This window comes from Streptomyces mexicanus, assembly GCF_902506575.1.
GTDB lineage: Bacteria > Actinomycetota > Actinomycetes > Streptomycetales > Streptomycetaceae > Streptomyces > Streptomyces mexicanus.
This window is the reverse complement of sequence record NZ_LR732544.1, coordinates 4,174,948-4,200,321: the sequence shown is the minus strand read 5'-3', so window position 1 is coordinate 4,200,321 and position 25,374 is coordinate 4,174,948. Positions and strand designations below refer to the sequence as shown.

The window sequence follows — 25,374 nt, the reverse complement described above, 5'->3', positions numbered from 1 at the left end:
GGGCTGCGCGAGCGGGCCCGCCCGCTGCGGATGACGCCGGCCTGGGCGGGGCGGGGGGGGCGGGTTCGGCGGGGGCGCTCCGCGTCCGGCAGGGCACGGCAGGGCGCTCCGCGTCCGGCACGGCACTACGCGCCCGCGGGTCCGGCAGGGCACGGCAGGGGCGCTCCGCTGCGGCGGGTCCGGGCGGCCCCCCCTTCCGTGGGCCCGTCGGGGCGTCGGGCCGCTCGCGCCGCGGGCCCCGGTTGGAGGGATTGTCAGTGGCGCAGGGCACTATCGAAACCGGGGGGGGGGGCAGGGGCGGGGCAGAAGCACTCATGACGGTGACGTGCTGGTGATCGGCGGCGGGATCGTCGGCCTGTCGACGGCCTACGCGATCACGCGCGCCGCGCCGGGCACGCGCGTGACCGTGCTGGAGAAGGAGCCCGGTCCCGCACGGCACCAGACGGGACGCAACAGCGGGGTGATCCACAGCGGGATCTACTACCGCCCCGGCTCGCTCAAGGCGCGGTACGCGGTGCGCGGCGCCGCCGAGATGATCAAGTTCTGCGCGGAGTACGGCATCCCGCACGCCGTCACCGGCAAGCTGATCGTCGCCACCGAGCGGGAGGAGCTGCCCCGCCTGCACGCGCTCGTCCAGCGCGGCCGGGAGAACGGCATCCCGGTGCGTGAGCTGGGCGCCGCCCAGATCGCGGAGTACGAGCCCGAGGTGCGCGGACTGGCCGCGATCCACGTGGGCACGACAGGGATCTGCGACTACGGGGCCGTGGCCCGGCAGCTGGCCGACGCCTCGGGCGCGCAGATCCGCTACGGGGCCCGGGTGGTCCAGGTGGACCGGCGTCCCGAGCTGGGGGTGGCGGTCCGCACGGCGGGCGGTGACGTGGTCCGCGCGCACGTGCTGGTGAACTGCGCGGGGCTGTACTGCGACGAGGTGGCCCGGCTGACCGGGGACGAGCCGGGCGTGCGGATCGTGCCGTTCCGGGGGGAGTACTACGAGCTGGCGCGCCCCGAGCTGGTGCGGGGGCTGGTGTATCCGGTGCCGGATCCGGCGTTCCCGTTCCTCGGGGTGCATCTGACCCGGGGGATCGACGGGGGCGTGCACATCGGGCCCAACGCGGTGCCGGCGCTGGCCCGGGAGGGCTACGGCTGGACGGTCGTCCGGCCCCGGGAGCTGGCGTCCACACTGAGCTGGCCCGGCGCGTGGCGGATCGCGCGGCGGCACTGGCGGTACGGGGCCGGGGAGCTGCGCCGGTCGGTGTCCAAGGCGGCGTTCACGCAGGCGGTGCGGCGACTGCTGCCCGAGGTCCGCGAGACGGACCTGGTGCCCGCGCCGGCGGGGGTGCGGGCGCAGGCGGTGCTGCGGGACGGCACGCTGGTGGACGACTTCCTGATCCGGCAGGGGCCTCGGGCGGTGCACGTGCTCAACGCGCCGTCCCCGGCGGCGACGGCCTCGCTGCCGATCGGGAGGGAGGTGGCGCGCAGGGTGCTGGAGGTGCTGGGAGACGTTAGGTGAGGTGAGAGCTGGGCCGAAAGCGGGTCCGGTGGGCCGGGAGCAGGGCCGGAGCGGGTCCGGTGGCCGTAAGAGCGGGCGGGGTCCTGTGGGCCGTAAAATCGGTCTCACTGTGTCTGAATCTCTGCATCCCCACCTTTCCGAAGCCCCCGGGGCCGACCACGCCGGTGCCGGTGCGTCCGTGCCGCGCGGCCGGGCCAAGGGGGAGCCCCGGTTTCCGGACGGGCCCAAGGCCGATCCGGCCGGGTCGCACTTCGAGCGGCGGATCCGGAGCTTCCAGCCGCGGCGCAGCCGGGTCACCGCCGGGCAGGCGGAAGCCCTGCAGCGGCTGTGGCCCACATGGGGGCTGGACATCGACGGACAGCGGGTGATCGACCTCGCCGAGCTGTTCGGGAACACCCGTCCGGTGGTGCTGGAGATCGGGTTCGGCATGGGTGAGGCCACCGCGCAGATGGCGGCCGCGGACCCGGACACCAACATCCTCGCCGTCGACGTGCACACCCCCGGCCAGGGCAACCTGCTGAACCTCGCCGACCGGGGCGGGCTGACCAACGTCCGGGTCGGCAACGGCGACGCGATCATCCTGCTGCGCGAGATGCTCACCCCCGACTCCCTCGACGGGCTGCGCGTCTACTTCCCCGACCCCTGGCCGAAGAAGCGGCACCACAAGCGGCGGCTGATCCAGCCGGAGTTCCTGACCCTGGCCGCCACCCGGCTCAGGCCGGGCGCGCTCGTGCACTGCGCGACCGACTGGGAGCCGTACGCCGAGCAGATGCTCGAGGTGCTGACGGCGCACCCCGACTTCGAGAACACCGTGCCCGACGGCGGCTTCGCGCCCCGCCCCGGCTTCCGGCCGCTGACCCGGTTCGAGGGCCAGGGACTGCAGAAGGGCCATGTGGTGCGCGACCTGCTCTTCCGTCGCGTGCCGCACGGACAGGCACGCCCCGGCCGAGGCTGATCACCACTCCCACACGCCCCCGAACGGGAACGAACACCACCCCGACACACACTCCGGCCGAGGCTGAACGCCACCCCCACACACTCCGACCGGGGCTGAGCGCCACCCCGTCACGCCCCCGCTCGGGAGCGGGCAACACCCCGTCGCGGCTGGCGCGTTCCCTCGTTAGGGTCAATGGCGTGGCCATCTGTCCCCCGTACCCGACCCAGCCCAGCGGCCCCGCCCCCTATGGCGGCCGGCCCGCACGCCCGCACTGGTGGCAGCGACGCCGGGTGCGTTACGGGGCCCTCGCCGCCCTGCTGGCCCTGTCCGGGCTGGTCATCCTCGCTCTGGTGCGCCGGCAGACCGGCACCGAGGGGTTCCTGGTGGGGCTCGGGCTGGCCGTGCTGCCCGTACCGCTGCTGACCGCCGCGTTCCGCTGGCTGGACCGGGTCGATCCCGGCCCCTGGCGGAACATGCTGTTCGCCTTCGCCTGGGGGGCCTGCGCGGCGGCGCTCATCGCGATCGTCGCCAACAGCTTCGCAACGCGCTGGATCGCGACGGCCACCGCCGACCCGTCGAGCGCGGACACCCTCGGCGCGACCGTGATAGCGCCGGTGGTGGAGGAGTCCGCGAAGGCCGCCGCCGTCCTGCTGATCTTCCTCTTCCGCAGACGCGACTTCACCGGCATCGTCGACGGAGTGGTGATCGCCGGGGTGACCGCCACGGGTTTCGCGTTCACCGAGAACATCCTGTACCTGGGGACCGCGTTCGGCACCGACCAGCTGACCGGCGACCGGGGCATCGCCTCCGTCACCCTGGCGACCTTCGTGGTCCGCGTGATCATGTCACCGTTCGCGCACCCGCTGTTCACCGTCCTGACCGGCATCGGCTTCGGCATGGCGGCCGCCCTGACCGGGGAGCGCGGCCCCTCCGGTGAGCAGCGGCGCCTGCGGCGGTACCTGCTGCCGCCGGCCGGGCTGCTGCTCGCGATGGGCATGCACGCCCTGTGGAACGGCTCGTCGACCTTCGGCCGGGTCGGGGTCTTCGCCGTCTACGCCGCCTTCATGCTGCCCGCGCTCGCGCTGCTGACCTGGCTGGTCATCTGGTCCCGGCAGCGGGAGCTGCGCACCGTGCGCGAGGAGCTGCCCGGGTACGCCGCCGCCGGGTGGCTGACCCCGGCGGAACCGTTCGCCCTGGGCTCCATGCGAGCCCGGCGGCTGGCCCGCGACTACGCCGGGCGCCACCTGGGCAAGTCCGCAGCGCGGGTCGTGGCCGAGTACGAGGCGTACGCCACGTCGCTGGCGTTCCTGCGCAGGCGGGGACGCCTGGGCCGGGCCGGGGCCGACTTCACCGTACGGGAGCGGGCCCTGCTGCACGAGCTGTGGCTGCGCCGCGAGGTCGCGCAGCCCGCCTTGGACCACGCGGCCCGCATGACCGCGCCGCCGGTGCGGGTGGTCCAGCCGCCCTGGCCGGTGTACGGGGTGTACGGGCACTCCCAGCGGTACCCGCAGAGGGCGCCGGGAGCCGGGCACGCGCGAGGGCAGGACCCACAGGGCCGGCAGGGCTTCCACCGTCCGGTGGTGCCCCACGGCCCGGTGGAGTCCTACGGGCACGTGGTGCCGTACCCGTCCCGCGGGCCGCAGGCCCCCTCCCGCGACGCGTATCCGACGTACGACCCGTACCGGACCCAGCCCTGAGGGGGTCAGGACGGACGGTGCGGCTGAGCGGTTCCGGGGGGTCCGCGACCAGCGAGAGCAGTGGGACCGACGGGGCCAGCGGGACCGGCGGGACCGCGGGGCCAGCAGGACCGTCGGATCCCATGGGACCGATGGACCGCTGGGACCGATGGACCGCTGGGACCGATGGGACCGATGGGAGCCGCGGGACCTAGGAGACCCGCGGCACAGGCTGAGCGGCCGGCCGGTCGGCTCAGGCGGAGGCCTCGGTGAGCCGCGCGAGTTCGTCGTCGGTCAGGCGCAGGTCCGCGACGGCCAGCAGCGCCGGGAGCTGCTCCACCGTCCGCGCCGAGGCGATCGGGGCCACCACGGTGGGCTGGGCGGCCAGCCAGGCGAGCGCCACCGTGGCGACCTCGGCGTCGTGCGCCCGGGCGACCTCGTCGAGGGCGGCGAGGACCTTGCGGCCGCGCTCGGTGTCCAGGTGCTTGGCGGCGCCCTCGGCCCGCGCGCTGTCGACGCTCGCGCCGGGCCGGTACTTGCCGGTCAGGAAGCCGGCGGCCAGCGCGAAGTACGGCACGGCGGCCAGGCCCGACCGCTCGGCGAGGTCCCGCAGCTCGCCTTCGTAGGTGTCGCGCGAGACGAGGTTGTAGTGCGGCTGGATCGCCACGTAGCGGGCCAGGCCCTCGCGCTCGGAGAAGTCCAGGGAGGCCGTCAGGCGCCCGGCGGAGATGTTGGAGGCGGCGATGTGCCGCACCTTGCCCGCCTTCACCAGCTCGTCGAGCGCGCCGATGATCTCCTCGACCGGCACCTCGGGCTTGTCGAAGTGGGTGTAGTACAGGTCGATGTAGTCGGTGCCCAGCCGCTTGAGGGAGGCGTCGGCCGCGGCCTTGATGTTGGCGGCGGACAGGCCCTGGTACTCCGGGTGCTGGCTGACCTTGGTGGCGATGACGACGTCGGAGCGGTTGCCGCGCTCCTTGAGCCACCTGCCGATGATCGTCTCGGACTCGCCGCCCTTGTTGCCCTCGACCCACGCCGAGTAGGAGTCGGCGGTGTCGATGAAGTTGCCGCCGGCGGCCGTGTAGGCGTCGAGGACGGCGAAGGACCGGTCCTGATCGGCGGTCCAGCCGAAGACGTTGCCGCCGAGGGCGAGCGGGAAGACCTCGAGGTCAGAGCGGCCGAGTGTGTGTCGAACAGTCATGTACGTCATCAACGGCCAGGCGGAAGCGGGCCATTCCGCGCCCCGCCGCACCGGGTCGCAAAGATCGCGCGAACGGGCTCGGCCGACCCTGGGGCCGGCGCGAGGCTCAGGGGGTGAGCCCCTTGGCCTGCAGCCACGCCATCGGGTCGATGCCGGAGGCCTGGCCGTCCGGGTGGACCTCCAGGTGCAGGTGCGGTCCGGTGACGTTGCCGGTGGCGCCCACGCGGCCGATGACGTCGCCCGTGCTCACCTTTTGACCGGCGGAGACGCTGATCGACGACTGGTGGCAGAACCACAGCTCGGTGCCGTCGTCGAGCGTGAGGATCGTGCGGTAGCCGTAGGCCCCGGCCCAGCCGGCCTCGGTGACGGTGCCGCTGTGGACGGCCTTGATCAGGGTGCCGGTGGGCGCGGCGAAGTCCAGGCCGGTGTGGTGACCGGAGGACCACATGGAGCCGGCCTGCCCGAAGGTGGAGGTGATGGTGTAGGACGAGGTCGGCAGCGTGTACTGCCGGGCCAGCTCCGCCAGCCGGGCCTCCTCGGCCTTCTTCCTGGCCTCCTCCTCCGCCTTCTGCTTCGCGGCGGCGGCCTTGGCGGCGGCCTCCTTCTGCGCCTTGGCGGCGGCCTCCTCGGCCTGCCGGGCGGCGGCGGCCTCGGCCGCCTCCTGGGCCTTGGTCTCGACCTGGGCCTGCTGCTGTTCGGCCTGGGCCATGATGCGGTTGCGCAGCGCCTCGCCCGCGTCGGTGCTGCCCGCGGCGGTGCCGCCGGCGGCGTCGGCCCGGACGGGGACCGCCCCCACGTCGCTGAGCGCGGTCGCGGAGCCCTGCTCGGCGTCGGCGTCCTGGTCGGAGTGGCCGAGCAGGGAGCCGACGGAGGGCAGATCGGGCAGGGAGACGGACACCGGCGGCTTGCCGGCGTTGGCGCTGGCCATGCCGCCCGCCCCGACGGCGGCGATGACGCCCACGCCGAGCACGGTGGAACTGCGCGCGAGTCCGCCGCCGCGCTGCTTGGTGACCCGGTGCCGGCCACGTGCCGGGCGGAGGGAGTCCTCGGTGGGGTTCCACTCCTCCCAGGGGCCCTGGTCGGGCTGCCGGCCGCCGTAGCCGAACGTCTCGGTGCGCTGGTCGGGCACGTACGGGGCTTCGGGGGCAGGCCGGTTGGACGCCACTGGGGCGCGCTCCTTTCCTTCCGTCTCGCCTACCGGGTTAGCTGACGGGTTCGGAGCGGGAAGGTCTCCTACGCGCGTCAACCGGCCGTGGGACACGGCGGATGAGGCCCGATTCACCCCTGAGTGGTGGTTCCCCGGTTCCCTCGCGGGATTCGGCGCGTGCGCACGGAGCCGCCTCTTGTGACGGCTGGGACGACCGCGCTGCGTTATCGAACGTTAATAGACGCGAGGCTTCGTTTCCAAGCCGTACGGCTTGATCGTTAAACCTTTTTGGCCAGGACATGTGTTCCATGAGCGGCCAAACCTGGGCGAGTTGATCCGACCACTCGGCCACCGGAGGATGATCTGTCAAACCTCCCGCGCCGAGATGATGTGTGATCGTGTGTCAGTTGTTATGCGGACGGGGACGACCTGATCACAGCTTGTGACGGCTCTGCCGTCCGACGGAAATCCGAGGCAGGGGCGAGCACGACAGGACAGACAGGAGTCGGCAGTGCGGAGAACCGGGCCACCGGGCGGCCGGGCGGCCGGGCGGAAAACACTCAGGGCCGGAATCCGTGATCGGATTCCGGCCCCGAGCCTTCAGTAGCGGGGACAGGATTTGAACCTGCGACCTCTGGGTTATGAGCCCAGCGAGCTACCGAGCTGCTCCACCCCGCGTCGGTATGTCACTAGTGTACGCCATGCGCGGGACTGCTTGCACACGCATCCGTGTGGCGCCCGTCTCACGCCTCCCGCCGCCCGTCTCACAGCCCGCGCGGCCCGCCTCCCGGCCCGCCGCTCAGCCCAGCAGATGCCGGTTCGGCGCCGTGGCCGCCGGCTCGAACTCCGGCAGTACGACGACGTCGGCGCCCTCGCTCCTCAGCAGCCCGGTGCCGTCGGCGGCCCGCACGAACGTGTCCGGCTCCCGCCAGGCCGTGACCACCCGCCGTACCCCCGCGTCCAGAATCAGCCGGGCGCACGGGCGCGGCCGGGAGGCGCGTCGGGTGCATGGTTCCAGGCTGCTGTAGACCGTGGCGCCCGGCAGCCGCGGGTCCGCCGGGTCGATCTTGGCCAGCGCCGCCTCCTCCGCGTGCACGACCGGGTCACCGGCCTCGCGGGAGTGGGCGCGGGCCAGCTCGGTGCCGTCGGCGGCGACCACCACGGCCCCGACGCTGAACGCGGTCCGCGACGGCGGGCACTGCGCCGCCAGCTCGCACGCGAGGCGCAGCCAGTGCCGGTCGGCGGGGACGGCGAGGGCTCCGGTGCCCGGCGCGGTCGGCTCGTAGCGCATCAGGACGACGTCCCCGACGGCACGCGTCTCCAGCAGGCGCAGCCGCCCGCCCTGGTACGCGCCCGGCCCGAACAGCCGTGGCGCGCGCGGGTCCCCGACCAGCAGGGGAGCCAGCACCAGGTGGATCTCGTCGACGAGCCGGCGCTGGAGGAGCTGGGTGTGCACGGTGCCGCCGCCCTCGACCATGAGCCGGCGCACCCCGCGCACGTCGTGCAGGTGTTCCAGCAGCAGCCGCCAGTCCGGCTCGGCACCCAGCGGCACGATGTCGGCGGCGACCCCGGCGTCGCGCAGCCGCCGGGCGCCCTTGTCGCTCGTGTAGACGACCTTCTCGCCGCCCGTGTGCCAGAAGCGTGCCCGCGGATCGAGGTCGCCGGAGGCGGTGACGGTGACCTTCAGCGGGTACTCCGGCCGCCCACCGGCGACCCGCGCGGCGCGCCGCTCGGGCGAGTTGACCAGCAGCCGCGGGTTGTCGGCGCGCAGGGTGCCCGCTCCTACCAGGATCGCGTCGACCGACGCCCGCACCTCGTCGACCCGGTCGAAGTCGGCCGGCGAGGACAGCAGGAGGCGGTCGGGGCCGGCGTCGTCCAGACAACCGTCGAGGGAGACGGCGGCGGACAGCAGGACGTGGGGCAGGGGCATCGACGCACTCTCTCTCGGGGACGGGGGCCACCCTCGTGGCGGCGGCGAGGGAGGCGGGCAGGCTGGGGCGTGCCGCGGACCGGACTCGGGGCAGGGTGCCGTGGACCGGCACGTTCCAGTGTGGCCCAGCGACGCTCACCGGCGCGGTGCACGGTGTCCGGGCGGGCGGGGTGCAGACCGCGTGGCGTGGCGCAGGACGGTCGGGTCCCGGTTACGGGTCTCGCCGGGGGGTGGCGCCAGGAGGGGCAGGACGCGTTCTTCGCAGAAGACGTCGACCGCCGACGACGCGGTGACGGAGCGTCGGGACCGGCTCCGTACGTCGGGACCTGAACCGGGCATCGGGGACCGGCTCCGTACGTCGGGACCTGAACCGTATGTCGCCCGCAGCCGTGGACGTGTTGCCGGCTCGCCCGCGCCCGGTCCCGCCCGCTCGTGCCCGGCCGCACCCGCCTGGCCCACGTGCCCCCCGCGGGGCCGGAAAACAAGCGGCGTCCGAGCCGACCTGAGCCGGCCCGGACGCTGCGCAGCAGGTCAGAGGGGATGACCCCTCCCCCGCGTCCGTAGGCCCTGTGGGACTCGAACCCACAACCAATGGATTAAAAGTCCACTGCTCTGCCAATTGAGCTAAGGGCCCGGGGCGATGGTGCCTCCCCGAGCATAGCCCGAGGAGGCCGCGTCGCAGATCGGGTATCGGCGAGCCGGGCGCGTGCGGGTCACGGATCGGCCGGTTCGGGGGAGTCCGCGCGGGCCGCCCGGCGGGCGCGGGTGCGCGCGTGGGCGGGGTCGAGGAACCAGTGGCGGGCCGAGGCGAACCACCAGCCGGCGGCGAAGCCGAGGACGACCAGGACGGCGACCGGGGCGTAGTTGAACGTCTCCCAGGTCACCGGGGAGACCTGCGGGAGCATGAAGAGGACCGTGATCACGCAGACCCAGATCACCGCCGTGATCCCGACCGGCTGCGACCAGCGGCCCAGGTGCCAGGGTCCGCGCTCGAAGGTCTCGCCCTTGCGGACTCTCAGCAGGGTCGGGACGGCGTAGGCGATGTAGAGGCCGATCACCGCGATCGACGTCACGGCGGCGTAGGCGGTCACGTTGATCAGATAGGGCAGGCCCAGGGCGAGCGCGGCGAGCGCCGCGAGCCAGACCGCCGCCACGGGGGTGCGCGTGCGCGGGCTGACCGTGTGCCACACGCGCGAGAAGGGCAGCGCCCCGTCGCGGGAAAAGGCGTAGATCATACGGCTGTTGGCGGTGACCGAGGCCATGCCGCAGAACAGCTGGGCGCCGATCACCACGAGCAGCAGCAGCTTGCCGGCGCTCGCGCCGAGTGCGTCGAGCAGGATCTGGGCGGGCGGTGCGCCGGTCGGGGAGGCCAGCTCCTTGCCGTAGTCCTGGATGGCGTAGGTGAAGCCGAGCAGCAGGACGAAACCGGCCACCCAGGACGTCCAGATGGAGCGGACGATGCCCTTCGGACCCGCCGTGGCGGCGTCGTGGGTCTCCTCGGTCATGTGGGCGGAGGCGTCGTAGCCGGTGAAGGTGTACTGCGCCATCAGCAGCCCGAGCAGGACGACGTACGGCCCGCTGTGCCAGCCCGTGTTGTTCACGAACGTGGTGAAGACGAACGACGTCGACCGGTGCCGGTCCGGTACGAAGGCCAGCGCGGCCACGATCAGCGCCACGCCGAGCACGTGCCACCACACGCTGACGCTGTTGAGGAAGGCGACGATGCGCACCCCGAACGTGTTCAGCAGGCCGTGCAGGAGCAGGATCGCCGAGAAGAGCAGGATCGTGCGGCCGGGGGTGACCCGGAAGCCGAACTGGAGGTTCAGGTAGGCGCCCAGGAAGGAGGCGGCGCCGAAGTCGATGCCGGCCGTCACCGCCACCTGGCCCAGCACGTTGAACCAGCCCGTGAACCAGGCCCAGGCCGCGGCCGACCGCGGCGGCGCCAGCCGGTGCGCCCAGAAGTACAGGCCCGCGGACGTCGGGTACGCCGAGCAGATCTCGGCCATCGACAGCCCGACGAACAGCGTCATCAGGCCGACGCCCACCCAGCCCCAGGTGATCACGGCGGGGCCGCCGGTGTTCATCCCGAAGAGGTAGAGCGTCAGACAGCCGGAGAGAACGGAGATGATCGTGAAGGAGACCGCGTAGTTGGCGAACGCCGACATGCGGCGGGCGAGAACCTGCGTGTAACCGAGCTGGGCCAGCCGCTCCTCGTCCGAGGACCGGCCCTCGCTGCGCGCTCTGGCGTCATCTGTCATGCCCGCAGCAATTCCCTGGCTGCGGGTGTGACATGCGTCACTGGGCGGCCGAAACCCGCCGGGCGGCGGCCGGTACGGCCGGACGGTACGGAAAGGGCCCGCACGACCTCGGTCGTACGGGCCCCCGGCAGGTCACCTCAAGCGGTGTCAGCCGTTGCGCTTCCAGCGCGGCTTGTCCTCGCGGCGGCCGAAGGAGCCGCCGCCGCGGTGGTCGTCACGGCGGCCGTAGGGGCGCTCGTGGCCGCCCGACCGGAAGCCGGGACGGTCGTCACGGCGGTCGCGGTTGAACGGGCGGTCGCTGCCGCGGTGCCCGCCCCGCTCGTCGCGCCGCGCCGGACGCTCGTCACGGCGGAAACCGCCGCGCTCGTCCCTGCGGTCGAAGGAGCGGGGGGCGCGGTCACGGTCGAAGCCGCGGTCCCGGTCGCGGTTGAAGCCGCCCCGGTCGTCCCGCCGATCGTCACGCCGGTCGTCCCTGCGGTCGAAGGAACGCCCGCCACGGTCACGGTCGAAGCCGCGGTCGCGGTCGCGGTCGCGGTCCCGGTCGTCGCGGCGGAAGCCGCGGTCGTTGTCCCGGCGCTCGAAGCCGCGCTCCCGGTCACGGTCACGGTCGAACGGGCGCCCGGGCCGGTCGTCCCGGCGGAAGCCGCCCCGGTCGCCGCGCTCGCCGCGCTCAGCGCGCTCACCGCGGTCGCGGTGGAAGCCGCCCCGGTCGTCCCGCCGGTCGTCCCTGCGGTCGAAGGAACGCCCGCCACGGTCACGGTCACGGTCGAAACCACGGCCGCGATCACGGTCACGGTCACGGTCGTCGCGGCGGAAGCCGCGCTCCGCACGGTCCACGTCCTGCGCCGCCGGCTGCTCCGGCACCGATGCCTCGGCCACCCGCGCGGCCTCGGCCTGCGCCTCGGCCACCGCCGTCTCGGGGTCCTCGCCGCGCTCGCGGGCGACCCTGGCGACCAGCCGGTCGGCCTCCTCGCGCAGCTCCGTCGCACGCCGCTGGGCGCGCTCCAGCTGCTTGGTCAGGTGGGCGACCTCGCGCTCGGCCTGCTGCGCGGCGTTGGCCGCGGACTCGGCCTGCACCTCGGTCATCGACCGGGCCCCGGTGATCTCGGCGACCTCCGGGTCGAAGGCCGCGCCGCCCTGGATGACGTGGCGCGTGGCGTCCACGCCCGCGTCCTCCATCAAGCGGAAGATCTGGCGCCGCTGGTGCGGCAGGGACAGGGAGACCACGGTTCCCGTGCGGCCGGCGCGGGCGGTGCGGCCGGCGCGGTGCAGGTAGTCCTTGTGGTCGCCGGCCGGGTCGACGTTCAGGACGAGGTCGATGCCGTCGACGTGGATGCCGCGCGCGGCGACGTCGGTGGCGACCAGGACGTTGACGTACCCGTCCTTGAAGTCCGCCAGGGTGCGGGTGCGGGCGCCCTGCGTCATGCCGCCGTGGAGGGCCTCGGCCTTCACGCCGGCGTCGCGCAGCTGCTCGGCGACGCGGTCGGCGCCGAGCTGGGTGCGCACGAAGATGATGGTGCGGCCCTTGCGGGAGGCGATCGCGGCCGTGACCGGCGCCTTGTCCTTGGGCTTCACGATCAGGATGTGGTGCGACATGGTCGTCACCGCGCCCTGGGCGGCGTCCACCTCGTGGCTGACCGGGTCGGTCAGGTAGCGGTCGACGAGGGTCTTGATCTCGTTCTCCATCGTCGCGGAGAACAGCATCCGCTGACCGCCCGCCGGGACCTGGTCCAGCAGCTCGGTGACCTCGGGCAGGAAGCCCAGGTCGGACATCTGGTCGGCCTCGTCGAGCACGGCGATCCGCACGTCCTCGAGCGAGCAGGCACCGCGGTTGATGATGTCGCGCAGGCGGCCGGGGGTGGCGACCAGGACGTCGACGCCCTTCTCCAGGGCGTAGATCTGGTTGCCCATGGAGGTGCCGCCGCAGACGACCTTCATCTTCAGCCCGAGCACGTCGCCGTAGGGCTGGAGCGCGTCCGCCACCTGCATGGCGAGTTCACGGGTGGGGGTGAGGATGACGGCCCGCGGCCGCTTCTTCTCGGTGCGGCCGCCGGCCAGCGTGGCCAGGGTCGGCAGACCGAAGGAGAGGGTCTTGCCGGAGCCGGTGCGGCCCCGGCCGAGGATGTCCTTGCCGGCCAGGGCGTCCGGGATGGTCGCGGCCTGGATCGGGAAGGGGGTGGTCACGCCGTTCTGCGCGAGCTTGCGCACGACGCCCTCGGGCAGGCCGAGGTCGGCGAAGGTGATCTCGGGGGCGTCGTGGCCCTCGGAGGTCGTTCCGTCGGCCTCGACGGCCTGGACGGGGTTCTCGGGGGCCTCGTGGCTCCCGGCGGCGTCCTCGATGCTCTCGGGCACGACGACGTGATCAGTACTGGCAAGGGACATGCGAATGCGAAACCTTCCGGAGTCTCGTCGGCACGCGCCCGTCAACTCCGTGTTTCGCACACGACCGCCTCGATGCGGTCCGCCACGGCAAAGGAGAGTACGCGCCACACGGCGCGCTCTGCGTGGGCGCCGGGCAAATGGGATCAAACGATCTGCCACCATACGCACCCGAAGCCCCTGAAGGCAAACCGGCAGGCAAACCGGTACGCACACCGGTAGCCGAAGCCGGGCCGCGCACCAGTACGCACACGGGCAGCCGAGCCTTGGCCGCACACGGGCAGCCGAGCCGGGGCCGCACACCGGCAACCGAATCGGGGACGCACGCCGGCAGGCAACAACCAGGCCCCACACCGGCAGGCGACAACCGGGACGGACGCACACCGACAGGCAAGCCGACGCCGTGGGCAGCCGGCCGGCCCTCGATCGAGCCCCCGTCGGTCCGGACCGGACCGGGTCGGCCTCTGCCCGGCGCCGGCTACGTGCCGGTCCCCTGCCCGTCGCGCCCCGAGGGCGTCGGATCGGCGTGCTCGACGAGGCCGACCAGATGTCCGACCTGGGCTTCCTGCCCGAGGTCACCGAGCTGCTGGACCAGGTCCCGGCGGGCGGTCAGCGGATGCTGGTGGGGGTGGGAGCGCCGGGCTCGGGGGGCGCCCCGTGCCTGCCGGGCGGCGCCGCCGACGCGCTCGCCGCGGCCGACGGGGACGCCGAGGCGGACGGCTCCTCGCCGTCCTTCTTGCCGTGCCGGCCGTCCCCGTGCCCGTGTGTGCCGCCGCTGTCGCCGCCGGCGCGTTCGGCGCTCCCGCCGGAGACCTCCGTCCCGCCGTCGGGGGCGGCTCCGACCCGCCGTGCCGCCGAGTGCGACGGCCGGGCCGCACCACCGGAGTCCTCTGCCACGCTCACGCAGCCGGTGACGGCGGTGACGGCGATCATCGTGGCGGCGAGACGGACGGATGCGTACACGGGGCGCACGGCAGCCACCTTTCGGGATGACGAAGTCTCCGTGCCCAACTCCCCGTGCCCACAGGAGGACACGCCGGAGGACGCCCCGAGGACAACCGAAGGGCACACGCGAGGAACCGCCGAAGGACCCGCCCGCGGACACCCCCGGGGGCACCCGGAGCACCGGGAGCCCCCGGACCACCGGGAGCATCCGGCAACCGGCAACCGGGGCAAGCCCCACCGCCGCCCCAGGCGCCGTCAGCCGTAACCCAGGGCGTGCAGCCGGGCGTCGTCGATGCCGAAGTGGTGGGCGATCTCGTGCACCACGGTGACCTCCGCCTCGGCGACGACCTCCTCCCTGGTCTCGCAGATCCGCAGCGTCGGCCCGCGGTAGATCGTGATCCGGTCGGGCAGCACGCCCGCGTACCACTCCCCGCGCTCGGTCAGCGGAATGCCCTCGTAGATCCCGAGCAGCTCGGGGTCGTCGGCGGGCGGCTCGTCCTCGACGAACACCGCGACGTTGTCCATCAGCCGCGTCAACTCCGGAGGGATCCGGTCGAGGGCCTCGGCGACCAGTTCCTCGAACTCCTCGCGCGTCATCTCCAGCACAGGGCCATTGTCCGGTACGCCGCCCGGCCCGCGCCCGGACGCGCGCACCCCGTCCGACGGGCCACCCGCGGGCATATCCGGCGTCGCGGACGGGCATACGCGACCAATGGCCCGCGTCGTCGTCGCAGCCCTGAACCGCATCGTGAACCGCAGCTCGAACCGCATGTCCCGCCACCACCGCACCCCCGACCGACCCGACAGCAACCGCACCCCCGACCGACCCGACAGCAGCCACACGCCCGGCCGCAACCGCGCGCCCGGCCGGACCGCTACGGACAGCCCGAAGCGAACGCGCCGCACGCGCCGCACGCGCCTGGCGGCGCGCACCCTCACCCTGACCCCGCAGCGGCACCCCTGGCTCGGTGCGCTGGGCCTGGTGGCCGTGGTGCTCGCCGGGGCCTGGCTGGGTCTGCTGATCGTGGGCACCGTCCGCACGCCGGTCGGTCCCGTGAACACGACGATGGCCCTGCGCCCCTCCCTCAGCGGCGGCACGAAGATCAACATCTCCCCCTTGGGCGCCCTGCGGCTGGACAGCCACGTGGCGCCGGTCCGCCTGGACGTCGACGTCGACCAGCTCGACCCGGAGCGTGCCCAGGCCCTGGTGGACCACCCCGAGCGGATCTCCGGCCTGCAGGACGAGGTGGTGCACGACGTCGAGCACGGCACGCTCGACCTGGCCGTGCGCTCCTGCGCGGCCGTGGTCCTCGGGGCGACCGCGCTGGGCCTGGCCGTCTACCGCCGCCCGCGCCGCGCCCTGGCGGCCGGCGGCCTGGCACTGGCCCTGCTCGGCGCGTCCGGGGCGACGGCGTACGCGACCTGGAACCCGAAGTCGGTGCTGGAGCCGAAGTTCTCCGGCCTGCTGTCCTCGGCGCCCTCGCTCGTCGGCAACGCGCGCAGCATCGTCACCGAGTTCGACGTCTACCAGAAGGAGCTGGCGCGCCTGGTGACGAACGTGACGAAGCTCTACGACGTCACCTCCACGCTGCCCGCCTACCAGCCGGACCCCACGACCATCCGGGTCCTGCACGTGTCCGACATCCACCTCAACCCGGCGAGCTGGAAGATCATCGCCTCGCTGGTGCAGCAGTACAAGGTCGACGTGATCGTCGACTCCGGCGACACGATGGACCACGGCACAGCCGCGGAGAACGGCTTCCTGGACCCGATCAAGGACCTGGGCGTCCCGTACGTCTGGGTGCGCGGCAACCACGACTCGGCGACCACCCAGCGCTACCTGGAGCACATGAAGAACGTGCACGTACTGGACGACGGCCGCGCCGAGACCGTCGCCGGCCTGCGCTTCGCCGGCATCGGCGACCCCCAGTTCACCCCCGACCGCTCGGTGGCGCCCGGCGGTGACGCGGCCGAGCGGCTGGCCGGCGACCGCCTGGCCTCCGCGCTGCGCGACCAGCGGACCAAGGGCACCCCGGTGGACATCGCCGTCGCCCATGAGCCAGCGGCGGCCCGGGAGACGGACGGCACGGTGCCGCTGGTGCTGTGCGGCCACCTGCACCACGAGGGCACGGAGATCCTGAAGTACGGCACCCGGTTGCGCATGGAGGGCTCGACGGGCGGCAGCGGGCTGCGCGCGGTCGAACACGAATATCCCGCTCCGGTGGAGGCCTCGATCCTGTACGTGGCCCGCGACAGCCACCGCCTGCAGGCCTGGGACGAGATCAAGCTGGGTGGCCTGGGCCGGACGACGGCCGAGGTCAGCCGCCACCTCCCGGAGGAGAACCAGCCGGGCGCCTCCCCGGCCCCGACGTCCTCTTCCCCCACGGCTTCCCCCGCGGCGCGGTAAACGGTTTTGGCGATCCCCCCCGCCATCCCATATGCTTCTCACGTCCCCGACGCGCTGAGAAGCGCCCAGGCGGGCCGATAGCCCTCATCGTCTAGCGGCCTAGGACGCCGCCCTTTCAAGGCGGTAGCACGGGTTCGAATCCCGTTGGGGGCACGCAGTACGGTGTGCGACACTTAGCTTGATCGGTCAGCACACAACCACATGGTCCTGTGGAGCAGTTTGGAGTGCTCGCCACCCTGTCAAGGTGGAGGCCGCGGGTTCAAATCCCGTCAGGACCGCTGAGGTTTCACGTGAAACCTCGTGGCTGGGTAGCTCAGTTGGTACGAGCGTCCGCCTGAAAAGCGGAAGGTCGCCGGTTCGACCCCGGCCCCAGCCACCACTCGAAGGCCCCGTCCCCAGGACGGGGCCTTCGGCGTGTCGCTCCTTCCTCCGGCCTCTCCCTCGCCGCGCCCTCCGGTCTTCCCTCTCTCCCCGGCCTCCCTCGCCTCCTCGCCGCCTCCTCCGCTCTCTGCCGGCTCCCGCGCCGCACCGGCTCGCCCGCCCTCCGGCAGATGGTTCGCGCGCAATTTCTCCGAGGTGAGATCCTGGATCGCGTATGTCTACGCACCCTGCCCCCGCCCTGGGCGCCCTCGCCTCCCGTCTGGCCGAGCTGTCGCTGCGCGATGCGCACCGGCTCGGGCGGCGGCTCGAAGGCGCGCGCAAGATCCGCAAGCCGGAGGCCCGCGCCACCGTCCTCGCCGAGATCGAGGGGGAGATCGAGAAGGCCGAGCAGCGCATCGCCGCCCGGCGCTCGCGTGTGCCCGCCGTCACCTACCCCGAGCAGCTGCCGGTCAGCCAGAAGAAGGACGCGATCGCGGAGGCCATCCGCGACCACCAGGTCGTCATCGTCGCCGGTGAGACCGGGTCCGGGAAGACCACGCAGATCCCGAAGATCTGCATGGAGCTGGGCCGCGGGGTGCGCGGGATGATCGGGCACACCCAGCCGCGCCGTATCGCCGCCCGTACGGTGGCCGAGCGGGTGGCCGAGGAGCTGGACACGCCGCTGGGCGAGGCCGTCGGCTGGAAGGTGCGGTTCACCGACCAGGTGGACCCGGACGCCACCTTCGTCAAGCTGATGACGGACGGCATCCTGCTCGCCGAGATCCAGACCGACCGCGAGCTGCGCGCCTACGACACGATCATCATCGACGAGGCCCACGAGCGGTCCCTGAACATCGACTTCCTGCTGGGCTACCTCGCCCAGCTGCTGCCGAAGCGGCCGGATCTGAAGGTCGTCATCACCTCGGCGACCATCGACCCCGAGCGGTTCTCCCGGCACTTCGACGACGCGCCGATCATCGAGGTCAGCGGGCGCACGTATCCGGTGGAGGTGCGCTACCGGCCGCTGCTGGAGGAGGACTCCGAGGACGCCGACCGGGACCAGATCACCGCGATCACCGACGCCGTCGAGGAGCTGATGGCGGAAGGCCCCGGCGACATCCTCGTCTTCCTCTCCGGTGAGCGCGAGATCCGGGACACCGCCGACGCGCTCAACAAGAAGCAGTACCGGTTCACGGAAGTGCTGCCGCTGTACGCGCGGCTGTCGCACGCCGAGCAGCACCGCGTCTTCCAGCCGCACACCGGCCGCCGGATCGTGCTGGCCACCAACGTCGCCGAGACGTCGCTGACGGTCCCCGGCATCAAGTACGTCATCGACCCCGGCTTCGCCCGGATCTCCCGCTACAGCCACCGCACGAAGGTGCAGCGGCTGCCCATCGAGCCGATCTCGCAGGCCAGCGCCAACCAGCGCAAGGGCCGCTGCGGACGTACCTCCGACGGCATCTGCATCCGGCTGTACTCCGAGGAGGACTTCCTCTCCCGGCCGGAGTTCACCGACGCGGAGATCCTGCGCACCAACCTCGCTTCCGTCATCCTGCAGATGACCGCGGCCGGCCTCGGCGACATCGAGAAGTTCCCGTTCATCGATCCGCCGGACCACCGCAACATCCGCGACGGCGTGCAGCTGCTGCAGGAGCTGGGCGCGCTCGACCCGGCGCAGAAGGACCCGCGCAAGCGGCTCACCCCGATCGGCCGCAAGCTCGCCCAGCTGCCCGTCGACCCGCGGCTGGCCCGGATGGTCCTGGAGGCCGACAAGAACGGCTGCGCCCGCGAGGTCATGGTCATCGCCGCCGCGCTGTCCATCCAGGACCCGCGCGAGCGCCCCGCCGACAAGCAGACCCAGGCCGACCAGCAGCACGCCCGCTTCCGCGACGAGACGAGCGACTTCCTCGCCTTCCTCAACCTGTGGCGGTACCTGCGCGAGCAGCAGAAGGAACGGGGCTCCAGCTCCTTCCGTCGGATGTGCAAGCAGGAGTACCTGAACTTCCTGCGCATCCGCGAATGGCAGGACATCTACAGCCAGCTGCGCACGGTCGCCAAGCAGATGGGCATCCACCTCAACGAGGAGGACGCCCCCGCCGACCGCATCCACATCTCGCTGCTGGCCGGCCTGCTCTCCCACATCGGCATGAAGGACGTGAAGGAGTCCAAGGACTCCGGTCCCGGTGCGCGCCGGGACGGCGGGCGGGGCGAGTACCTGGGTGCCCGCAACGCCAAGTTCGCGATCTTCCCGGGTTCGGCGCTGTTCAAGAAGCAGCCGAAGTTCGTGATGTCGGCCGAACTGGTGGAGACCTCGCGGCTGTGGGCCCGCGTCAACGCGAAGATCGAGCCGGAGTGGGTCGAGCCGCTGGCCGGTCACCTGGTGAAGCGCACGTACAGCGAGCCGCACTGGGAGAAGGACCAGGCGGCGGTGATGGCGTACGAGAAGGTCACGCTGTACGGCGTGCCGATCGTCGCCCAGCGGAAGGTGAACTACGGCCGGATCGACCCCGAGGTCAGCCGGGAGCTGTTCATCCGCAACGCCCTGGTGGAGGGCGACTGGCGCACCCACCACAAGTTCTTCGCCGACAACCGCAAGCTGCTCAGCGAGGTCGAGGAGCTGGAGCACCGCGCCCGGCGCCGGGACATCGTCGTCGACGACGAGACGCTGTTCGACTTCTACGACCAGCGGGTGCCCGACCACGTGGTCTCCGGCGCCCACTTCGACTCCTGGTGGAAGCGCAAGCGGCAGGAGCAGCCCGACTTCCTGGACTTCGAGCGGGAGATGCTCGTCCGGGAGTCCGCGCAGGAGGTCACCAAGGCCGACTACCCGGACACCTGGCGGCAGGGGAACCTGAAGTTCCGGGTGACGTACCAGTTCGAGCCGGGCGCGGACGCGGACGGCGTGACCGTGCACATCCCGCTCCAGGTGCTCAACCAGGTCACCGACGAGGGGTTCGACTGGCAGATCCCGGGCCTGCGCGAGGAACTGGTCACCGAGCTGATCCGCTCGCTGCCCAAGCCGATCCGCCGCAACTACGTGCCCGCGCCCAACTACGCGAAGGCGTTCCTGGAAAAGGCGGCGCCGTCGGCGGAGCCGCTGACGGCCGCCATGGCCCGGGAGCTGAAGCGCATGGTCGGCGTCCCCTTCGAGGCCGAGGACTTCGACTGGTCGAAGGTTCCCGACCACCTGAAGATCACCTTCCGGGTGGTCGACGAGCGGCGCCGCAAGCTGGCCGAGGACAAGGACCTTCAGGCCCTGAAACTGCAGCTGAAGCCGAAGGCGCGCAAGGCCCTGTCCCAGGCCGCCGCGGCCAGCGCCGAACGCGCGGGCGGCCCGTCGCTGGAGCGCCAGGGCCTGACCGACTGGACGATCGGCACGCTCACCCGGGTCTTCGAGACCCGCCGGGCCGGCCAGCCGGTGAAGGCGTACCCGGCGCTGGTCGACGACGGCGACACGGTGTCCGTGCGGCTCTTCGACACCGAGGCCGAGCAGGCCGAGGCCATGTGGCGGGGCACCCGCCGGCTGATTCTGCGCAACATCCCGGTCAATCCGGCCAAGTTCGCCAGCGACCGCCTGACGAACCAGCAGAAGCTGGGCCTGTCGGCCAATCCGCACGGCTCCGTCCAGGCGCTGTTCGACGACTGCGCGACGGCGGCGGCGGACCGGCTCATCGCGGACTTCGGCGGCCCGCCCTGGGACGAGGAGTCGTACCGGAAGCTGTACGACAAGGTGCGCGCCGACATCGTGGACCTGACCGTGCGGACGGTCGGCCAGGTGCAGCAGGTGCTGTCCGCCTGGCAGTCCTGCGAGCGGCGCCTGAAGAGCGTGCGCAGCCCCGCGCTGCTGCCCAACCTGGCCGATGTACGGCAGCAGTTGGACGGGCTGGTGAAGCCCGGCTTCGTCACGGAGGCAGGGATACGGCGGCTGCCGGACCTGATGCGCTATCTGGTGGCCGCGGACCGCCGCCTGCAGCAGATGCCGACGAACGTCCAGCGGGACACCACGCGCATGCAGAAGGTCCACGAGATGCAGGACGAGTACGCGTGGCTGCTGGAGCAGCTGCCGCAGGGGCGCCCCGTCCCGCAGCAGGTGCGGGACATCCGCTGGATGATCGAGGAGCTGCGGGTCAGCTACTTCGCCCACGCGCTGGGCACGGCGTACCCGGTGTCGGACAAGCGGATCGTGAAGGCGATCGACGCCGTGCTGGCGTGAGCTCACGGGCACGCTGGGTGAGTTCGACCAGGCGGCTCGGCTCCTGTAGAGTCTCTTCTCGCAGCGCACCGCACAGGTGAGGCTGCGAAACCTGGTCCTGTGGAGCAGTTTGGAGTGCTCGCCACCCTGTCAAGGTGGAGGCCGCGGGTTCAAATCCCGTCAGGACCGCATCGAGGAAGGCCCGCCCCGGAAACGGTGGCGGGCCTTCCTGCTGTCATCGCCCGGGCAACACCGCCGCAAGCGCCGTCGCGCCCGACCGGGCACCGGCAACCCCGCACCCGGACCGGTCCCGGGCTCCGGCCGGTCCCGTGTCCTGACGGGCACCCGCCCGGACCGACCCCGCGCCCGGACGGGGTCCCGTGCCCGGATCGGTTCCGTGCCGGCTCTCGGCGCCTTGACGGCGTCACATTCCCTCGGTACCCCAGAGAACAGAGGCCGTTCCCGTACGGCCCGCTGGAGGTGGCGCATGACGGCATCGGCCAGGCACGCGACGCGGGCGTTGCTCCGCGCCCACCTCGCGGCCGCCTCGACGTACGGTCATCTCACCGCTCACTGCCCCGTCTGCCGCCATCTGCTGCGGCTGGCCATGGACGGTGCACCTACGACGGCTGCGGACGCCCCCGAAGGCCCCGACGGCCCGGAAGCCCGTGAGCGCCGCCTGGAGGCGCTTCAGGCGCTTCAGGACGAGCAGCCCGCGGACGACGTGGGCGCGGCCACGTGACGGCCTTTCAGCGTCGTCTGAGCCCCCGTCACGTACGGACTTCCGACACCGCATTCCGTCCGGCCTCGGCCACCCCCGCACACCGCTGCCCGAGCGGCCCGCCGCAAGGCCGTCGGCGGTGAACTCCCGTATCTGCGTGGGGGGATGGAACCGGAAGCTCCATTAGCGCACCGGACCCGCCGACAACAAGCACCCGTTCGTGTGACGGGTGTCACCGCATGAGTTTGAGAAAGCCTGGTACTTACGCACGCCCTACACAGGCTCAATTTAATATGTGCAATTGCACTGCTCTCCGAGGCGCCTCACAGGAGATCGGACAGCCCTCCCCAGGCTCCGACAAGGCCGCTCACAGGCGCACCGCGCGGACCCCGCGGAAGCGCACAAAAAAGATCGCGCTGGACCCGGCGGAGTCCAGCGCGATCGACGACGCACCCGTGTCACATGCCCGACTGCTCGGACGGCGTGGGCGTGGACCCTGTTGGGGCAGGGCCCGCGTCGCTTGGAGCTGTGGGTTCCGGACGCCCCGGCCGGTTGGGGGACCTAGCCGCTACGTCCGGTTCTGCGGCGGTTCAGGCCTCGCTGCGCTGTTGCGGGATGCCCGCCAGCAGAGCGCGGACCTCGGCCTCGCGGTAGCGGCGGTGCCCGCCGAGCGTGCGGATCGACGTGAGCTTGCCGGCCTTCGCCCAGCGCGTGACCGTCTTGGGGTCGACGCGGAACATGGTGGCGACCTCAGCCGGGGTCAGCAGCGGCTCGGCATCAGGGGTGCGAGCGGTCATGAGCGGCCTCCTCGGGAGAACCGAACCTTCTCGGTTCTTTCCTCTAAATTCTGCACCTTGACCCGCGTTGCCCGAAATGGCGGACGCGAGTCGAGTCGGTTATAGGACGAACGGCTTGTCCTCGGCACTACAACTACACCATCTGTCCAGCCGCGTCGGCCAAACCGATGGAATTGCCCTCCCAGGTGTCCATCAGCGACGGAAGCCGATGGACCATGCCATAGCGGACAGTCACACCACTGTGACGATCAGTCACAGGGCGATCAGGAAGTCACCGGACCCCCCAAAGCGTGCAATGCTGAGATTCCGCCCACGATGGAGCACGACGGGACGGAAGGAGCCCTCCCCGGACTCCTTGTCCTATTTTGGCACGAGGAGGGGCAACCAGGGCAAGGGTCTTGTAAGTGCAGTCCATCACCCTTGAGACAAACGCCCGGATCGGGCCCTACGTCCCCTCAGGCGCCAAAGACCCTTGACCGTACGCCGTTCGACGCCGTTCGAGCCGTGATCCAGGTCACTCCTGATGACGGATCAGTTCGCCGAGCGCAGGTCGCGCACCGCCCGCCACCGCTCCACGAGCCGCGCGTACGCCTCGCCCGCTCCTGCGCCGTCGCCGCGGCGCAGCGCCTCGATCCCCTCGGCCACGTCCGCCGCCGAGTGATCGTCCTGGAGGTCGTCGGCCGGCAGCACGTGCACCAGCCCGCCGTAGTCCAGCTCCACCAGGGAGCGCGGGTGGAACTCCTCCAGCCAGCGGCCGACGTCCACCAGCCCGTCGATCAGCGGGCCCTCGTCGATGGTCTCGCGCAGCGTCCGCAGCGCCCGCGCCACCCGCCGCCGGGCCTGCACCATCGGCGTGCGGTAGCGCAGCAGCGGCGCCTCGTCCCCGAAGCCGCCCGCGCCGCCCGGCTCCCCGGTGCCCTTGACGTACTCCCGCTCCTCGTCGGAGACCAGCACGAACCAGTTCAGCGGGACCTGCCAGGTCGCCGTGCGGATCCACGGCCGGGCATCGGGGTTGTGGGCGAGCCAGCGCTCGTAGTCCTGGGCCGCCTGGCGCCGGACGACCGGGGGCAGCACCGCGTCCAGGACCACCGCCGGCAGCTCCTCGGCGAGATCGTCCAGGGCCTGCCAGCCGCGCAGCCGGGTGCGCCACGGGCACACGCACACCACCCCGTCCACGTCCAGCACGAAGGCGTCCCGGCTCTCGTGCACCGGCACCGCCACCGGCGGCGTGGGCACCAGGTCGGCCAGCGAGCGGCGCAGCTCGTCCTGGTAGGACGGGCGGTCGGGGCGGCGGGCGTAGCGCGCCCACTGGCTGCGCTCCGGCTCCGGGAAGGCGGCCAGCGGCTCGTAGACGCGCAAGTAGGTCGCGTACGGGACGACCACCGAGGACACCTTGGGCACGCCTGCTCCCTCCCCACCGGACCGGGGGCGAAACCCGCCCGGCCCGCGCCCGGACGGACGGAAAACCACTGCAAATCGTCCCACGCCCGAGTGGGAACTTACTCCGGGGGAGGGTGATCCCGACCACTCCTCCCATGACGGGGCGGGTCAGGGTCTAATCTCCTGGCACGGCCCCCGCCACCCTTACGGGGACCCGTCCCACTCGCCGCTACTTCCTGGGAGTCACCACCGTGACCGACGTAACCGGCGCGCAGGCTGACGTACTGCAGACCCTCTTCCGCTCGGAACAGGGCGGCCACGAACAGGTCGTGCTCTGTCAGGACCGCGCCAGCGGCCTCAAGGCCGTCATCGCCATCCACAACACCGCCCTGGGCCCCGCGCTCGGCGGCACCCGCTTCTACCCCTACGCCAGCGAGCAGGAGGCGGTCGCCGACGCGCTGAACCTCTCGCGCGGCATGTCCTACAAGAACGCCATGGCCGGCCTCGACCACGGCGGCGGCAAGGCCGTGATCATCGGCGACCCGGAGCTGATCAAGACCGAGGAGCTGCTGCTCGCCTACGGCCGGTTCGTCGCCTCGCTCGGCGGCCGGTACGTCACCGCCTGCGACGTCGGCACCTACGTGGCCGACATGGACGTCGTGGCGCGCGAGTGCCGCTGGACCACCGGCCGCTCCCCGGAGAACGGCGGCGCGGGCGACTCCTCGGTGCTCACCGCGTTCGGCGTCTACCAGGGCATGCGGGCGTCCGCCCAGCACCTGTGGGGCGACCCCACACTGCGCGGCCGCACGGTGGGCATCGCGGGCGTGGGCAAGGTCGGGCACCACCTCGTGCGGCACCTGCTGGACGAGGGCGCCGAGGTCGTGATCACGGACGTACGGCCGCAGGCCGTGCAGCGGGTCGTCGAGGCGCACCCGCAGGTGACCCAGGTCGCCGACACCGACGCCCTGATCCGCACCGAGGGGCTCGACATCTACGCCCCCTGCGCCCTCGGCGGCGCCCTGAACGACGACTCCGTGCCGGTGCTGACCGCGAAGGTGGTGTGCGGCGCGGCCAACAACCAGCTCGCCCACCCGGGCGTGGAGAAGGACCTCGCCGACCGCGGGATCCTCTACGCGCCGGACTACGTGGTCAACGCCGGCGGCGTCATCCAGGTCGCCGACGAGCTGCACGGCTTCGACTTCGACCGGTGCAAGGCGAAGGCCGCGAAGATCTTCGACACCACGCTCGAAATCTTCGCACGTGCGAAGGCCGACGGGATTCCGCCGGCCGCGGCGGCCGACCGGATCGCCGAGCAGCGGATGGCCGACGCGCGGAAGTGACGACCGCGGCGCGCGGGCGCCGGCGGCATGCGCACGGCGCGCGGCGCCTGTGGCGTGTCCGCGGCAGCGCCCGCGCGCGTGCGGGGCGACCCCTGCCCGCGTGTGCTGGGGTCGCGCGGCGTGCGCCCGCGCGCGCGAGCGGCTCGCGGCGTCCTACGGCCGTGAAGCGGCACATGCCGTGATGCGCGTGGCGCCCG

General features: G+C 72.4%; 16 protein-coding genes, 6 tRNA genes and 1 riboswitch. Of the genes, 11 read left to right on the top strand and 11 right to left on the bottom strand.

Going from position 1 to position 25,374, the window contains the following annotated elements; genetic code table 11:
• Positions 1-325: 325 nt before the first annotated feature.
• The 3 genes from lhgD (at position 326) to GV126_RS18795 (ending at position 4,144) form a co-directional block, all read left to right on the top strand.
• On the top strand, positions 326-1,510 hold the full coding sequence (gene lhgD / locus GV126_RS18805) for an L-2-hydroxyglutarate dehydrogenase (RefSeq protein ID WP_159668184.1): 1,185 nt from the start codon (positions 326-328) through the stop codon (positions 1,508-1,510).
• Between the two features lie 109 nt (positions 1,511-1,619).
• Positions 1,620-2,465: a tRNA (guanosine(46)-N7)-methyltransferase TrmB gene (gene trmB / locus GV126_RS18800; RefSeq protein ID WP_159668181.1), complete on the top strand. Its 846-nt coding sequence runs from the start codon at positions 1,620-1,622 to the stop codon at positions 2,463-2,465.
• Positions 2,466-2,644: 179 nt separating this feature from the next.
• Positions 2,645-4,144 carry a PrsW family intramembrane metalloprotease gene (locus GV126_RS18795; RefSeq protein ID WP_159668178.1) on the top strand — a complete coding sequence of 500 codons (1,500 nt, stop codon included), beginning with the start codon at positions 2,645-2,647 and terminating at the stop codon, positions 4,142-4,144.
• Positions 4,145-4,376: 232 nt separating this feature from the next.
• On the opposite strand, the gene GV126_RS18790 is transcribed toward GV126_RS18795, so the two are convergent.
• The 9 genes from GV126_RS18790 to GV126_RS18750 all read right to left on the bottom strand — a co-directional run bounded on the left by GV126_RS18790 (position 4,377) and on the right by GV126_RS18750 (position 14,586).
• Positions 4,377-5,321, bottom strand: coding sequence for an aldo/keto reductase (locus GV126_RS18790; RefSeq protein WP_159668175.1), 945 nt, complete (start codon positions 5,319-5,321; stop codon positions 4,377-4,379).
• Positions 5,322-5,427: 106 nt separating this feature from the next.
• Positions 5,428-6,486, bottom strand: coding sequence for a M23 family metallopeptidase (locus GV126_RS18785; protein ID WP_159668172.1), 1,059 nt, complete (start codon positions 6,484-6,486; stop codon positions 5,428-5,430).
• 11 nt (positions 6,487-6,497) lie between these two features.
• A riboswitch (cyclic di-AMP (ydaO/yuaA leader) is annotated at positions 6,498-6,654 on the bottom strand.
• A 418-nt stretch (positions 6,655-7,072) separates the two neighbouring features.
• A tRNA-Met gene (locus GV126_RS18780) sits at positions 7,073-7,146 on the bottom strand.
• Positions 7,147-7,267: 121 nt separating this feature from the next.
• Positions 7,268-8,398, bottom strand: a complete 1,131-nt coding sequence (locus GV126_RS18775) for a dihydrofolate reductase family protein (protein WP_159668169.1) — start codon at positions 8,396-8,398, stop codon at positions 7,268-7,270.
• Positions 8,399-8,959: 561 nt separating this feature from the next.
• A tRNA-Lys gene (locus tag GV126_RS18770) sits at positions 8,960-9,032 on the bottom strand.
• 79 nt (positions 9,033-9,111) lie between these two features.
• Positions 9,112-10,656: an amino acid permease gene (locus GV126_RS18765; RefSeq protein WP_159668166.1), complete on the bottom strand. Its 1,545-nt coding sequence runs from the start codon at positions 10,654-10,656 to the stop codon at positions 9,112-9,114.
• A gap of 147 nt (positions 10,657-10,803) precedes the next feature.
• A complete protein-coding gene (locus GV126_RS18760; RefSeq protein WP_159668163.1) occupies positions 10,804-13,038 on the bottom strand; it encodes a DEAD/DEAH box helicase in 2,235 nt (744 codons plus the stop codon).
• Positions 13,039-13,644: 606 nt separating this feature from the next.
• A complete protein-coding gene (locus GV126_RS18755) occupies positions 13,645-14,007 on the bottom strand; it encodes a hypothetical protein (protein WP_159668160.1) in 363 nt (120 codons plus the stop codon).
• A 228-nt stretch (positions 14,008-14,235) separates the two neighbouring features.
• Positions 14,236-14,586, bottom strand: coding sequence for a metallopeptidase family protein (locus tag GV126_RS18750; protein WP_028421383.1), 351 nt, complete (start codon positions 14,584-14,586; stop codon positions 14,236-14,238).
• Between the two features lie 106 nt (positions 14,587-14,692).
• Between GV126_RS18750 and GV126_RS18745 the strand changes: the two genes are divergently transcribed.
• The 7 genes from GV126_RS18745 (at position 14,693) to GV126_RS18715 (ending at position 21,681) form a co-directional block, all read left to right on the top strand.
• Positions 14,693-16,387, top strand: a complete 1,695-nt coding sequence (locus GV126_RS18745; protein WP_236570047.1) for a metallophosphoesterase family protein — start codon at positions 14,693-14,695, stop codon at positions 16,385-16,387.
• 80 nt (positions 16,388-16,467) lie between these two features.
• Positions 16,468-16,540, top strand: a tRNA-Glu gene (locus GV126_RS18740).
• Positions 16,541-16,590: 50 nt separating this feature from the next.
• Positions 16,591-16,665 (top strand) — tRNA-Asp (locus tag GV126_RS18735).
• Positions 16,666-16,689: 24 nt separating this feature from the next.
• A tRNA-Phe gene (locus tag GV126_RS18730) sits at positions 16,690-16,766 on the top strand.
• 216 nt (positions 16,767-16,982) lie between these two features.
• Positions 16,983-20,960 carry an ATP-dependent RNA helicase HrpA gene (gene hrpA, locus GV126_RS18725; RefSeq protein ID WP_159668157.1) on the top strand — a complete coding sequence of 1,326 codons (3,978 nt, stop codon included), beginning with the start codon at positions 16,983-16,985 and terminating at the stop codon, positions 20,958-20,960.
• A gap of 93 nt (positions 20,961-21,053) precedes the next feature.
• Positions 21,054-21,128 (top strand) — tRNA-Asp (locus GV126_RS18720).
• Positions 21,129-21,426: 298 nt separating this feature from the next.
• A complete protein-coding gene (locus GV126_RS18715) occupies positions 21,427-21,681 on the top strand; it encodes a DUF6274 family protein (protein ID WP_159668154.1) in 255 nt (84 codons plus the stop codon).
• Positions 21,682-22,250: 569 nt separating this feature from the next.
• Here GV126_RS18715 and bldC read toward each other — a convergent pair.
• Complete coding sequence (gene bldC / locus GV126_RS18710) at positions 22,251-22,457, bottom strand: developmental transcriptional regulator BldC (RefSeq protein ID WP_003949541.1); 207 nt, start codon at positions 22,455-22,457, stop codon at positions 22,251-22,253.
• Between the two features lie 531 nt (positions 22,458-22,988).
• On the bottom strand, positions 22,989-23,858 hold the full coding sequence (locus GV126_RS18705) for a DUF8083 family protein (RefSeq protein WP_159668151.1): 870 nt from the start codon (positions 23,856-23,858) through the stop codon (positions 22,989-22,991).
• A gap of 230 nt (positions 23,859-24,088) precedes the next feature.
• On the opposite strand from GV126_RS18705, the gene GV126_RS18700 reads away from it, so the two are divergent.
• A complete protein-coding gene (locus GV126_RS18700) occupies positions 24,089-25,177 on the top strand; it encodes a Leu/Phe/Val dehydrogenase (RefSeq protein WP_159668148.1) in 1,089 nt (362 codons plus the stop codon).
• The last annotated feature ends 197 nt before the right edge of the window (positions 25,178-25,374 follow it).